Consider the following 13093-nt stretch of genomic DNA (forward strand, 5'->3'; position numbering starts at 1 on the left):
GCGTCACACTGGCTACCATCGACCGTGGTCTCTCCGATCGAGAAGGAAAGTAGGCGCAGGTGACAACGTCAGGTCGGTCGCTGCTCGGTGCGCTGCTCGATCGGCGCTACCGCGTCGACGCCCCGATCGCACGAGGCGGGATGTCGACGGTGTACCGCGGTCTCGACCTGCGCCTCGACCGCCCCGTGGCCATCAAGATCATGGACCCGCAGTTCGCCGCCGATCCGGAGTTCGTCCGACGGTTCGAGTTCGAAGCGCGTGCCGTGGCACGTCTCAGCCACCCGGGACTGGTTGCCGTGTACGACCACGGCCGCGACGGAGAGCACGCCTTCCTCGTCATGGAACTGGTCGAGGGCGGAACCCTGCGCGAACTCCTCCGCGAGCGTGGACCGATGCCTCCCCACGCCGCGGTCGCCGTTCTCCAACCCGTTCTCGACGGCCTCGCCGTCGCGCACCGCGGCGGCTTGGTGCACCGCGACGTCAAACCCGAGAATGTCCTGATCTCCGATTCCGGCGAGGTCAAGATCGCCGACTTCGGATTGGTGCGGGCAGTCGCCGCGGCGACCACGACGTCCAACAGCGTCATTCTGGGCACCGCGGCGTACCTGTCGCCGGAACAGGTGACGGTCGGTGCAGGGGACGCGCGCAGCGACGTCTACTCCGCAGGGATCCTCCTGTTCGAGGTGTTGACCGGACGCACGCCGTTCCAGGGCGACACCTCCCTCTCCATCGCGTACCAACGCATCGAGAACGACGTTCCGGCCCCGAGCTCGGTCATCTCGGGGATTCCACCCCACCTGGACGCCCTCGTGCGCGACGCGACACAGCGCCGTCCGGACGACAGATTCCGGGACGCCGCGGTCATGGGCGACGCGATGCGGTCGGTCACCCGGATGTTGGGGCTCCCCCAGTACCGCGTGCCGTCTCCCTCCCGCTCCGCCGAACACCTGAGCGCGGAGACCGTCGACGCTCCCCGGCCCTACGCCCCGCAGGCTCCGCGAACCCCGGAGACGGAGATCGTGTCCGTCCCCGCCGAGTCCATGGGTCACGCGCCGCCGTCGTCGGGCGTGCAGCACACCAGAATGGTCACGACGGCCACTGCCCGCGGCGGTGAGGACGAGCGGCGGGCCACCGCCGCCGAACCGGTGGACAAGCGCGCCTTCGCCTTCCCCGACTTCGACGCGGACAAGCGCCGCTCCCGTCGCCTGGCCCTGGTGTGGCTGGCCATCGTCGTCGTGGTCGCCGTCCTCCTGGGCACCGTCGGATGGTGGGCAGGCTCCGGCAGGTTCACGGCAGTCCCGTCGATCGAGGGCCTCGACCGATCCGCCGCGATCTCCGCCATCGAGTCGGCCGACCTGTCCGTCACGACGGAAGGCAGGTACACCGATTCCGATCCGGTGGATCGATTACTCGGAACCGAGCCTGCGCCCGGGTCACGGATCGCCAAGGGCGAGACCGTGACCCTTCTCGTTTCTCAGGGGCGCCCGTCCGTCCCCACCCTCGCCGGCAGCAGCGCCGCGGCCGCCGTCGATGCAGCTCTGCGTGAGCGGACCTTCGTTCCCGTCGACGGTGGAGAGGCGTTCAGCAGCACCGCTCCTGTGGGGGACATCGCCGCACTCGACCCGGCGCCCGGCACTGTGCTTCCCGTCGGTAGCGAGGTCCGTGTCCTCACCAGCAAGGGCGCTCCGCCCGTCGACATCCCCGACGTCGCGGGCAGCACCGAGGCGGACGCACGTGCCGAACTCGACCGGGTCGGCATCGTCGTCGGCTCCGTCGAGAAGGTCTTCGACGCCGACGTCGACGGCGGCAAGGTCATCGGCACGAACCCGGGGGGCGGCGACACCGTCACCGCCGGCTCCAGCGTGGCACTGCAGGTGTCGACGGCCGTGACGCTGCCGTCGCTGCTGGGACGGACCGTGGGATCGGCCAGGGCCGAGCTCGAGCGTCTGGGTCTGACCGTCGTCGTCCGTCAGCTGGCGACGACGGATCGGTCCCTCGTCATCACCCAGAACCCGGGCCAGGGCGATCGCGTCGAACCGAACAGCACGGTCACCCTCGTCTCACTCCCCTGAGATACGGAGAACCCCCCGCGAGTACGTCCGAACTGTCGTGCCCGAGGGGCTTTTCACGACACTATTGACGTACTCGCGGGGGGTGAAGGACTGGAAACAGAGTCAGCCTCGGAGCATCTCCGCGACCAGGAATGCCAGTTCCAACGACTGCTGCGTGTTCAGGCGGGGGTCGCAGGCAGTCTCGTACCGGCCGCTGAGGTCCAGGTCCGAGATATCCTGCGCACCGCCGAGGCACTCGGTGACGTTCTCGCCGGTGAGCTCGACGTGGATGCCGCCCGGGTGGGTGCCCAACTCGTTGTGCACCTCGAAGAACCCCTGGACCTCGTCGACGATGCGATCGAAGTGACGAGTCTTGTAGCCGGTGGACGCCTCGTGGGTGTTGCCGTGCATCGGGTCGCACTGCCAGATGACCTGGTGCCCGGTTGCCTGCACCTTCTCGATGATGGCGGGGAGCATGTCGCGCACCTTGCCGTTGCCCATACGCGAGATGAGGGTGAGTCGGCCCGGCTTGTTCGTGGGGTCGAGGCGCTCGACGTACTCGACGGCCATCTCCGGCGTCGTGCTCGGACCGATCTTGAGTCCGATGGGGTTGGAGACCAGTTCGGCGAAGGCGATGTGGGCACCGTCCAGCTGGCGGGTGCGGTCACCGATCCACAGGAAGTGCGCCGACAGGTCGTACAACTTTGCGTGCTCGTCGTCGTTGTCCAGCCGGAGCATGGCGCGCTCGTAATCGAGCACCAATGCCTCGTGGCTGGCGAAGATGGTGGCCTGGTGCAGGTTCGGATCCGTGACCCCGCAGGCGTCCATGAACTTCAGACCGTTGTCGATCTCGGAGGCCAACTGCTCGTACCGGGCTCCGGCGGGCGAGTTGGTGACGAATTCGCGGTTCCAGTCGTGCACGCGGTGCAGGTCCGCCATTCCCGCGCCGGTGAGCGCGCGGACGAGGTTCATCGCGGCGCTGGCGTTGGCGTAGGCACGCACCAGTCGCGACGGGTCGTGCTGACGCACGGCATCGTCGGCGACGAGGGAGTTGATCATGTCGCCGCGGTACGACTTCAGGCCAAGGGCGTCGACGTCGGACGACCGGGGCTTCGCGTACTGGCCGGCGATACGGGCAACCTTGACGACGGGCATCGAGGCGCCGTACGTGAGGACGACGGCCATCTGCAGCAGTGTGCGGATGTTGCCCTTGATGTGCGGCTCGGTGTTGTCGACGAAGGTCTCGGCGCAGTCACCGCCCTGCAGCAGGAACGCCTCGCCACGGGCGACGGCGGCGAGCTTGTCGGACAGAGCCTCGACTTCGCTGGCCACCGTGATGGGCGGAACGCTCTCGAGCACCTTGCGCATCGCCTCGGCCTGGTCGGCCGGCCACGACGGCTGCTGAGCGGCGGGCTTGGACAATGCGACATCGAGCTGAGCGCGCATCGACTCGGGCAGCGGAGGGAGCTCGGGCAAGCGTTCGATCGGAACGTCGACAGTCCAGTTCACGCGTACAGAGTAATCCGCTCGCGTGTCGTCTCTCACCATCGGGCCACGTCCGCTTCCGTAAGACCCCACAGCGCGGTCGTGACGGACCTCGGAATCAGGTCCTGTCGGACCAGGCTCTGGCCGCCTCGATCGCCCGGAACTTGGCCAGGTTGTGACGCGCGTCGGCGAGCGCGTCGTGCGAGTCGTCGGGAACCGGGGGTAGTGCGGGCGACCCGTGCTCTTCCCAGTACTGCTTCAACTCCCGCGTGTACCGCGGCATGACCCGAGGCAGGGCCGTCATCGATCCCCAGAGCTGGCACAGCGCCACGTGGTCGTACGCCGCCACCCAGGCCCACATCTCGACCGTCGGGCCTATCGAGCCGTGCGGGGCGGAGACGAAGTCGAGGATGTCCTCGCGGATGCGTGAGCGTGACCGCCACAGCGGAGAGGAGAACGGGGGCAGCTTCGGCAGGACGTTCCGGCGTACCCAGGTGCCCGCCCGCTCCGGATCGAACTCGGTCGAGACCGCGTAATATTCACGCCCGTCCTCCGCGACGATGCCGATGGACACCAGATCGATCGTGCGACCATCCTCGATGAACTCGCAGTCGTAGAAGTAGCGCACGGTTACCGACCCTAGGTCACGCGCGCACAGCACCAGAAAGGGACAGCCCCCGACCATGACGTGGACTCTGCCGACCGCACCGCCCTACACCGGGCCGGGTGCGTCGTTGCCGCGTCCGGTGACCGTGATCGCGAAGGTCGCGGTCTGCGTCGGACTGGTGGCGGGGATCGCGTTCAACGTCATCGGGCTGCCTCCGCTGCGGGAGTGGGGCGCGATCTACCGACTCGATCTCGACGTGTACCGCATCGGCGGCCGGGCGCTGCTCGACGGCGTGAACCTCTACGGGGTGCTGCCGGCGACGTCGGTGGACATCCCGCTGCCCTTCACCTATCCCCCGATGGCCGCTGTGTCGTTCGCGCCGATGGCGATCCTGCCGCTCGAGGTCGCGTCGTCGATCATGACGGCGATGACGATGGTGCTCCTCGCCGTGACCGTCGCGGTGTGCCTGCGCTCGCTGGTCTCGCTCTCGACGTCCACGACGGCATGGGTCACCGGCGGGATCACCGCCGCGGCATTCGCACTGGAACCCGTCTGGTCGACCCTGGACTACGGACAGATCAACGTCGTCCTGATGTGTCTGGTCGTGCTCGATGTGCTGCTGAAGAAGACTCCCTGGCCGCGCGGAATGCTGATCGGCTTCGTGACCGCGGTGAAGCTCACCCCGGCAGTGTTCGTCCTGTACTTCCTCCTCCGTCGCCAGTACCGCGCCGCGGTGGTGACCGGACTGTCGTTCCTCGCGTTCACCGCACTCGGATTCCTCGCGACGTTCAGCGACTCGGTGCAGTACTGGACGGAGGTGCTGTTCGACTCCAGCCGCATCGGCGGTCCGGGGTACATCTCCAACCAGTCCATCACCGGCATGCTTGCCCGTCTGGGCCTGGACGAGGGCACCAGGTCACTCGTCTGGATCGCCTGCAGTGCGGTCGTCGGGGTGCTGGCCGTGCTGGCGATCCGACGCGCCCTCGCCGCGAAGGAATACCTGTTGGCTCTGTGTGTCAATGCCGCTCTGGGACTGCTGGTCTCGCCCGTGTCGTGGTCGCACCACTGGGTGTGGACCGTGCCGATGCTGATGGTCCTGGTCCACGTCGGAGTCACCCGCCGCGCACCCGCGATGGTCGCGCTCGCGGTGATCGGCGTCGTGCTGCTGCACTACCCGTCGCACTGGCGACTGGCACCGGGCCGCTGGAACGGCCTGGGCTGGCCGCTGTGGGATCAGATCCAGGCGTCGTCCTACGTCTGGTGGGGACTGGTGTTCGTCCTCGCGGTGGCCGTCGTCCCGCTGCGTGCGCGGTCCGTGACCGACACGCGCCCGGTCGCCGACGCGGTCTGAGCTAGCCCGCGCGGGTGTCGGGGATGCGAGCGGCCTCGGTCGACGGAGCCGGATCCACCGCGGGGGTGGGCGTCTTCTTCATGCTCGCCGCGTACACGTCGACGTACTGCTGACCACTGAGCTTCATCAGCTCGTACATGACCTCGTCGGTGACGGCGCGCTCGACGAAGCGGTTGCCCGCCATGCCTTCGTACCGCGAGAAGTCCAGTGGCTTACCGAACTTCACGCCGAGCTTGGTGGGGCGCGGAATCCGTGAGCCGATGGGGTTCATCTTCGCGGTGCCGATCATCGCGACCGGAATCACCGGTACGCCGCTCTCGAGAGCCAGACGCGCCATGCCCGTCTTGCCCTTGTAGAGCCGATCGTCCGGCGAGCGGGTGCCCTCCGGGTAGATACCCAGCACCTTGTTCTTCGCCAGCACGCGCAGGCCCGCGTCGAGCGCGTCCTGCGCGGCGGAGGCACCGGTGCGATCGATCGGGACCTGTCCCGCGGACGAGAAGAACCACTTCTGGAAGCGACCCTTGAGGCCCTTGCCGGTGAAGTACTCGCTCTTCGCGAGGAATGTGATGCGACGCGGTACGACCAGGCACGCGTAGAACGAATCGAACACCGCCTGGTGGTTGCTCGCGAGAATCACCGGCCCGTCGTCGGGGATGTTCTCCAGACCCTCCACGCGAGGACGGCCCATCACCTGCAACACCGGCCCGAGAAGGACGTACTTGAATATCCAGTACCACATGCCCGACATGCCTTTCTCGAAGTACCCGCGACCCGCACCGCGATGCCCGCGGCCCGCTCGGACATCTCGTGGGCGTAACTGTACCGGGGGTTTATGACACCAGCCACAGTTCGAGCGTCGGGTCGGACACATCTCACACCGCCGACATCGTCCGGCCATCACGTGGACATGAACGATGCCCGTTCCGGCTCCTCGCGCGTGCTCGAACGGGTGGTCAGGCGCGTGCTGCGCCCACCTCGACGCGGGCCAACTCGGCCGCGCCGATCATGCCGGCGGCCTCACCGAGCTGGGTACCGCGGATGCGCGCGAGCGGTCGATGGCCGGCGCCGGTGATCTGCGCCGCGTAGTGCTCGCGTGCCGTGTCGAGGAACAGTGCCGACGACGTGGCGACGCCGCCCGCGATGACCATGCGGTCCGGGTCGTACACATCGGAGACCAGCGCCAGACCGATCCCCAACCAGCGTGCGAACTCGGACATCGTCTCGATGGCGACCAGGTCGCCGTCCTGCGCGGCATTCGCGATCCGGCGGCCGGTCAGCGACCCGGGGTCGAGGAACGCCTCGCGCGCCAGCACCGTGGATCCCCGCGGGTTCGCTGCGAGGAGCTCGATCGCCGTGTCGACGAGAGCCGTTCCGCTGCAATATCTCTCCCAGCAACCGCGCTTGCCGCAGGCGCACTGGCGTCCGTCCGGGACGACCTGGAGGTGGCCGAGTTCGGGCGCGATGCCGTAGCTGCCGCGGTAGAGCTTGCCGTCGATCAACAGGGCAGCGCCGATGCCGGTGCCGATCGCGATCATGACGACGTTGCCACCACCTGCCGCAGCCCCGAACCGGTGCTCGGCCCACGCGGCGGCGTTGGCGTCGTGCTCGAGAATGACCGGGATACCGAGCCGTTCCGTCATCTCGCGGGCCACCGGCCGGTTGACCCACGGGAGGTGCGGAGCGAACCGCACCACGGTGCGATCGGAGTTGATGAAGCCCGCGACGGCGAGGCCGACGGCAGCGATGTCGTGCCGACCGGCCAGCTCGCGGACCGCGCGGTCGATGCCGTTCTCGAGCGCACGCGACGACTGCGGGGTGGGCGCCTGCGTGGAGTCGAGAACCTGACCCTCGACGTCCACGACGGATGCGCGAATGCTGGTGCCACCCACGTCGATGCCGATGGTCAGAGACCGGTTGGACCGGGACTGAGCGCTCACGTCTGCGGCTTCCTCTACTGATCGGGGTCGGGCTGATGCGGTGTCGGCCGTGAGCGGTGGGGCTCACGTGTCCTGGTCACCGTAATCGGCTGGTAGGTCGCTGGGCGAACGACAGGCGGTGCACTCGCTCCGGGAGCGTCGCCGGGCGCGGAGTCGTGCCGCGCGGTGCCGTGCGACTGCAGGAAGTCGCGCAGCACGTCGATCAGTCCGTCCATCTCTCCGGACACCAGGGTCAACAGGTCGTGGCGCTCCCCGCGCAGCGCCGCGGCCAGCGCGCAGAACGGGCACCAGGAGCAGCCCTGCCACGGCGGCGCGTCGTCCGAGTCGAGTCTGCGCAGGACGGGCTCGACACGGTCGATGAGCAGTTCTGCGAGAACCCGGAACTCGGCCGCGAGGTCGCGGCGGCCGTCATCCATCGGTCGACCCCTGGAGGTTCTCGGGCCACAGAGCCGGGTCGGGCGCGAACGACACGGTGAGCACTCCGTCGTCGAACCCCGCGCCCGTGACGACGCATCGACGCAGCACCGACGCCAGCCTGAGCCGACGACGACTGCCCTGCGCACTCACGATCACGTCGTCCTCCACACGCCCCACCGCCACCGTGTCCGCCTCGACGAACGGAAGCGGCACTTCCATCTGGTACACGGTGTCGAGCCCACTGCCGGACTCCCGCCGCACCCGGGTGACCAGTGCGGGCAGGATCGCCGATCCGTACCCGTCCCCCACCTGCCCGTTCATCTGATCGGACACAGCACCCAGAGCATCGAAGCCTACCGGCTCGGTGGGGTGGGTCGAGACGACGTCGATGCGGAGGTCGCCCGTGGTCGCCGCGAAGGCGTCCAGAGCGGAGACGTGCTCGGCGCGGATGCGGGCCGTCCAGTACACCGCCGGGTGGGTGCCCAGCACGGACGTCGGCACGGCCCCGCCAAGGTCGGGCAGGACCGAGTTCGCGATGACACGGGCGACCGCGACCCCGTGAAAACTTGTGACCGCCAACAGGTCTCGGGTAGCGTCGAGCACCCTCGGGGTGGGAGTCGTCACCACCACGGCCGACGTTCTCGAGCCGTCGCCGAGCATCGCTTCCACGGACGACGCCGCGTCGACGATGCGATCGACGACGGCGACGAGCACCGCCGCACGCATGTCCGCGCCCGTGGACGCCACGACGCGAGCGTGACGCGGCCAGATGCGCTCCAGATACCCGACGATCGACGACGGGGTGGCCACCATCTCTCGCCATCCCGCGGCGCCCGGGCAGTCGACGACGACGTCGTCCCACTCCCCGCTGTCGGCAAGGCGGGCCACCTCGAGCAAGGCGATCAGCGGTTCGGCACCGGGCAGCGCGGTGAGTTCCTCGGGGTCCGGGAGACTCGGGCCCGCGCCGTGGTCGTGGCGGCCGGCCAGTGCGAGTGCCTCGGACATCGATCGGTACCGCGACTCGAGAACCCCGAGCGGATCCACGCGGTGCACCGGCACCTCGGTGCCGCCGAGAAGGCTCGCCGGGTCGGACCCGTCGACGGACATCAGCACGGCGCGTCGACCCTCGCGATGGAAGCCGACGGCCGACGCAGCGGCGATGGTGGACTTCCCGGTTCCACCTGCTCCGATGACGAACGTGATGCGTGCGGTGGTGCCGGGGGCGCGACCGGTCAGGCTTCGACCCGCTTCTTCAATTCCTTCAGAGCGGTGTCGGTGATGACCTTCTCCGCCTTGCGCTTGAACAGACCGATCATCGGGATGGCCAGGTCCACGGTGAGCTCGTAGACCACCTCGGTCACACCGTTCCCCTTGTCCGACAACGCATACGACCCCACCTGGGACTTCTGCATCTCACCGGCCACGAGGTGCCACGACACGGCGGATCCGTCCGCCTTCCACTCGTACTGCAGCTCGTAGGTGTCCTTCACCATCCCGGCGTCGAGGACGAACTTGACGCGTCGGGCGCGATCGTCCGATGCCGACTCGAGCACCTCGACCGACTTCACGGCGGTGACCCACTCCGGGTACTTGGGGAAGTCGGCGATGACCGCCATCACCTCGTCGGGGGTTGCGTCGACGACGATCGATTTAGTGGTCTTGTCTGCCATGGAACTGATATCCCTCCGGGCCCGTACTGCCGCTAGTTGTACCTATGATCGACCGCGCACCGCAGGGGCACGGACAGTGGGGTCGATTCGTCACTATCGGACCGCGCGCACGGGGGGTTCCCCGGCAGCGCGGCCGCGTTCGAGGAGGGCCTTGATCTCGAAGGACATGGTCTTTCCCGCCACCCGCCGACGGTGCGCATCCGGCGTCGACACCCCGACGGGTTCGGCATGCAGGAAGTAGTGGAGCACCACCCCGTCGAGCATCGGCTCGAGCCACACCTCCATGGTTCCGGTCAGCTCACCCGCCACCGTCCACCTGATGCCCTTCTCGCCGCGGTCCTCCTGCACCGTCAGGGTGAGACCAGGGAACCACGACCGCTGCCGACGGGTGTCGCCCACCAACTCCGCCACGTCCGACGCAGGGGCGGCGAGGAAAGTCTGATCGGCGATCTGCACGCTGCTCATACGCTCAGCGTCGCATGCCGGGGAACCACGGGCACCGTCGATCCCCGTCGGTGCGCCGCGTCGGTCTGCGACGTCACAACCGCGGACACGACTGCCCGTGACGACACCCGACGCAGCAGGTTTAGTGTGAACACCCGTCCGACCCGTTCCCATTATCGGAGGAATCCGTGCGCGAATTCACCGTCCCGGCACCGTTCTCGATCGAGGACGACGCGTCCGTCGTCGACTCGGTGTTCGCCCACGAGAGATCACGGCCCGACCTGGTGGTCTACCGGCGCGCCACCCGCGACGGGTGGGAGGACGTCCGCGCGGGCGACTTCGCCGCACAGGTGCGGGCTGTCGCGAAGGGCCTCATCGCCTCGGGCGTGACACAGGGTGACCGCGTCGCGCTGATGTCCGCGACGCGGTTCGAGTGGCCCCTGATGGACTACGCCATCTGGTCTGCCGGCGCCGTCACCGTCCCCGTCTACGAGACGTCGTCCGCGGACCAGGTCCGGTGGATCCTCGAGAACTCCGGAGCCGTGGCCGCCGTCGTCGAGACGGTCGCGCACTCGAACATCCTCGCGGACATCCTTCCCGACCTCCCCGGCGTGACCACGGTTCTCCAGATCGACGCGTCGCCGGAGAAGGTCGGTGCCGTCGACGTCCTGGTCGATGCCGGCCGCGACATCGCCGACTCCGATGTGACCGACCGGATCGCAGCGCTGCGCGCCTCCGACCCCGCAACCCTGGTGTTCACATCGGGCACCACGGGCCGCCCCAAGGGTTGCGTCCTCAGTCACGCCAATCTGGTCGCGGAATCGCGTGGGATCGCCGCGAGCGCGATCGGCACGATGCTGGTCGAGGGACGGTCGACACTGATGTTCCTCCCGATGGCACACGTGCTCGCGCGCGCCGTGTCCATCGCCGCGTTCGATCGCGGCGCCACCCTGGGGCACACCCACGACATCCCGCACCTGGTGGACAATTTCGGCTCGTTCCAGCCGCACTTCATCCTCAGCGTGCCGCGCGTCTTCGAGAAGGTCTACAACACGGCCCGTCAGAAAGCGCACTCGGACGGCAAGGGCAAGATCTTCGACGCTGCTGCCGACACCGCGGTCGCGTTCAGCAAGGCACGCGACACCGGCGGAGCGTCGATCGTGCTGCGCGCCAAGCACGCTCTGTTCGACCGTCTCGTCTACGGCAAGCTCCGCACCGCCCTGGGTGGACGCTGCGAACTGGCGATCTCCGGTGGCGCGCCCCTGGGTGAGCGTCTGGCGCACTTCTACCGCGGTATCGGCGTGACCATCTACGAGGGCTACGGACTCACCGAGACCACCGCTGCCGCCGCAGTGAACACCCCGGACGAGCAGAAGATCGGCACCGTCGGAAAGCCGTTGCCGGGCAACGCTGTCCGCATCGCGCAGGACGGCGAGATTCTGCTGAAGGGCGGCGTGGTCTTCGACGGATACTGGAAGAACGACGACGCCACCGCCGAGGCGCTCACCGACGGCTGGTTCCACACCGGTGACCTCGGCGCCGTCGACGAGGACGGCTTCATCTCCATCACCGGCCGCAAGAAGGAGATCATCGTGACCGCCGGAGGCAAGAACGTCTCCCCCGCCGGTCTCGAGGATTCGCTGCGCGCCAGCACTCTCATCAGCCAGGCGATGGTGGTGGGTGATCAGAAGCCGTACATCGGCGCTCTGATCACCGTCGACGCCGAAGCGTTCCCCGGGTGGAAGCAGCGCAACGGCAAGGACGAGTCCGCAACCGTCGCGGATCTGACGTCGGACCCCGACCTGATCGCGGAGATCGACGCGGCCGTCGCCGAGGCGAACAAGTCGGTCTCGCATGCCGAAGGCATCAAGAAGTACCGCATCCTGCCCGGTGACTTCACCGAGGAGGGCGGCGAACTGACCCCGACGATGAAGCTCAAGCGCAACGTCGTGCAGAAGTCGTACGCGAGCGACATCGAGGCGATCTACTCGAAGTAGCCCGTCACAGAAGCCCGGCCAAGCGGGCCGCGAGAACGTCCCACCGCCACTGCGTGGACACGAACTCGCGGCCCGCTGCTCCCATTGCCGCGGCCCTGTCGCGGTCGGACAGCACGGTGACGATCGCCGACGCGATGTCGTCGACGTCTCTGCCGTCGACGGTCAGTCCCGTCTCCCCCTCGACGACGGTTTCCGGCGCGCCCCCCGAACGACCGGCCACCACCGGAACCCCGCTTGCCGACGCTTCGAGGAAGACGATCCCGAGTCCCTCGACGTCCAGCCCGGCACCCCTCGTGCGGCACGGCATGGCGAAGACATCGGCGATCGTGTGGTGCGCGGCGAGTTCCTCGGCCGGGACGGATCCGGTGAACACGACGTGGTCGGCGACCCCGCACGTCTGCGCGAGTCGGCGCAGCGTGTCGGCGTACGGCCCACCTCCGACGATGACGAGTACGGCACCGTCGATCCGCGCGCGGATCGACGGTAGCGCCCGGATCAGCATGTCCTGTCCCTTGCGCGGCACCAGTCGGGACAGACACAGGATCGTGGGTCGCTCCCCCAGCCCGTACCGCGCACGGAGATCTGCGCGCGCCGCGGGATCAGGGGCGAAGACGGTCGAGTCGACGCCGGGCGGTAGGTGTTCGAGGGAGGCGTCCGCACCGAATGCCGACGCGAACCGACCGCGGGTGTAGCGGCTGACGAACGTGATCACATCGGTCGTCGATCCGATGCGGGTCAGGACCTGGCGCGCCGCCGGCAGCATCGACCAACCGACCTCGTGGCCATGGGTGGAGGCCACGATTCGCTCGGCTCCTGCCCGTCGCAGATGTGGTCCGAGCACCGCCAGCGGCGCGGCGGCGCCGAACCAGACCGTGTCGCACTCACGGTCCGACACCAGCCCGGCGGCACGGCGCGCGACGGCGGGGCTGGGAAGCATCAGCGTGGTGGGGTGTCGGACGACCTCGTAGGGCTGCTCCGCGTCGAAACGCACGTGGGAGTCTCCGCGCCAGCGCGGCGCGTACACGACCAACTCGTCCGGTGGGAGCAACTGCGCGAACGTGTGCAGGTAGGACTGGATCCCACCCCGTCGAGGTGGAAAGTCGTTGGTCACCAGCAGCGTTCGGCGCATGCGAC

12 protein-coding genes are annotated in these 13093 nt (G+C 68.3%); 3 read left to right on the forward strand and 9 right to left on the reverse strand.

The features are described from left to right. Positions 1-59: 59 nt before the first annotated feature. Positions 60-2072, forward strand: coding sequence for a Stk1 family PASTA domain-containing Ser/Thr kinase (pknB, locus tag RU01_RS14010; protein ID WP_042575186.1), 2013 nt, complete (start codon positions 60-62; stop codon positions 2070-2072). Positions 2073-2174: 102 nt separating this feature from the next. On the opposite strand, the gene RU01_RS14015 is transcribed toward pknB, so the two are convergent. Both RU01_RS14015 and RU01_RS14020 read right to left on the reverse strand, forming a co-directional pair. Further along, the gene (locus RU01_RS14015; RefSeq protein WP_042575187.1) at positions 2175-3560 is read right to left on the reverse strand and encodes a class II 3-deoxy-7-phosphoheptulonate synthase; all 1386 of its coding nucleotides are present in this window, start codon (positions 3558-3560) and stop codon (positions 2175-2177) included. Positions 3561-3654: 94 nt separating this feature from the next. Then, positions 3655-4164: a polyadenylate-specific 3'-exoribonuclease AS gene (locus RU01_RS14020; protein ID WP_042575188.1), complete on the reverse strand. Its 510-nt coding sequence runs from the start codon at positions 4162-4164 to the stop codon at positions 3655-3657. Positions 4165-4219: 55 nt separating this feature from the next. Here RU01_RS14020 and RU01_RS14025 point away from each other — a divergent pair, with 55 nt between their 5' ends. Further along, complete coding sequence (locus RU01_RS14025; protein ID WP_082043119.1) at positions 4220-5494, forward strand: glycosyltransferase 87 family protein; 1275 nt, start codon at positions 4220-4222, stop codon at positions 5492-5494. Position 5495: 1 nt separating this feature from the next. Here RU01_RS14025 and RU01_RS14030 read toward each other — a convergent pair whose 3' ends face one another. From RU01_RS14030 to RU01_RS14055, 6 genes are all read right to left on the reverse strand, one after another. Further along, a complete protein-coding gene (locus RU01_RS14030) occupies positions 5496-6233 on the reverse strand; it encodes a lysophospholipid acyltransferase family protein (RefSeq protein WP_042575249.1) in 738 nt (245 codons plus the stop codon). Between the two features lie 214 nt (positions 6234-6447). Next, complete coding sequence (locus RU01_RS14035; protein WP_042575189.1) at positions 6448-7431, reverse strand: ROK family protein; 984 nt, start codon at positions 7429-7431, stop codon at positions 6448-6450. A 14-nt stretch (positions 7432-7445) separates the two neighbouring features. Then, positions 7446-7847 (reverse strand): hypothetical protein, encoded by a 402-nt coding sequence (locus tag RU01_RS14040; protein WP_042575190.1) that lies wholly within the window; start codon positions 7845-7847, stop codon positions 7446-7448. Then, positions 7840-8955, reverse strand: a complete 1116-nt coding sequence (locus RU01_RS14045) for an ArsA family ATPase (protein WP_042575250.1) — start codon at positions 8953-8955, stop codon at positions 7840-7842. The genes RU01_RS14040 and RU01_RS14045 overlap by 8 nt, the downstream gene beginning before the upstream one ends. 125 nt (positions 8956-9080) lie before the next feature. Further along, the gene (locus RU01_RS14050; RefSeq protein ID WP_042575191.1) at positions 9081-9518 is read right to left on the reverse strand and encodes an SRPBCC family protein; all 438 of its coding nucleotides are present in this window, start codon (positions 9516-9518) and stop codon (positions 9081-9083) included. 93 nt (positions 9519-9611) lie between these two features. Then, positions 9612-9983 (reverse strand): hypothetical protein, encoded by a 372-nt coding sequence (locus tag RU01_RS14055; RefSeq protein WP_042575192.1) that lies wholly within the window; start codon positions 9981-9983, stop codon positions 9612-9614. Between the two features lie 167 nt (positions 9984-10150). On the opposite strand from RU01_RS14055, the gene RU01_RS14060 reads away from it, so the two are divergent. Next, the gene (locus RU01_RS14060; RefSeq protein WP_042575193.1) at positions 10151-11959 is read left to right on the forward strand and encodes an AMP-dependent synthetase/ligase; all 1809 of its coding nucleotides are present in this window, start codon (positions 10151-10153) and stop codon (positions 11957-11959) included. Between the two features lie 4 nt (positions 11960-11963). Here the strand turns inward: RU01_RS14060 and RU01_RS14065 are convergent, their stop codons facing one another. Beyond that, positions 11964-13088: a glycosyltransferase family 4 protein gene (locus RU01_RS14065; RefSeq protein ID WP_042575194.1), complete on the reverse strand. Its 1125-nt coding sequence runs from the start codon at positions 13086-13088 to the stop codon at positions 11964-11966. Positions 13089-13093 lie beyond the last annotated feature (5 nt).

This window comes from Rhodococcus sp. MEB064, assembly GCF_000834565.1.
Lineage (GTDB): Bacteria > Actinomycetota > Actinomycetes > Mycobacteriales > Mycobacteriaceae > Rhodococcoides.

Bases quoted from the DNA above. Each gene is read 5' to 3' on its own strand.
- RU01_RS14025 (WP_082043119.1), top strand. From the start codon at position 4,220: ATGACGTGGACTCTGCCGACCGCACCGCCCTACACCGGGCCGGGTGCG.
- RU01_RS14030 (WP_042575249.1), bottom strand. From the start codon at position 6,233: ATGTGGTACTGGATATTCAAGTACGTCCTTCTCGGGCCGGTGTTGCAG.
- RU01_RS14040 (WP_042575190.1), bottom strand. From the start codon at position 7,847: ATGGATGACGGCCGCCGCGACCTCGCGGCCGAGTTCCGGGTTCTCGCA.
- RU01_RS14045 (WP_042575250.1), bottom strand. From the start codon at position 8,955: ATGTCCGTCGACGGGTCCGACCCGGCGAGCCTTCTCGGCGGCACCGAG.
- RU01_RS14050 (WP_042575191.1), bottom strand. From the start codon at position 9,518: ATGGCAGACAAGACCACTAAATCGATCGTCGTCGACGCAACCCCCGAC.
- RU01_RS14055 (WP_042575192.1), bottom strand. From the start codon at position 9,983: ATGAGCAGCGTGCAGATCGCCGATCAGACTTTCCTCGCCGCCCCTGCG.
- RU01_RS14065 (WP_042575194.1), bottom strand. From the start codon at position 13,088: ATGCGCCGAACGCTGCTGGTGACCAACGACTTTCCACCTCGACGGGGT.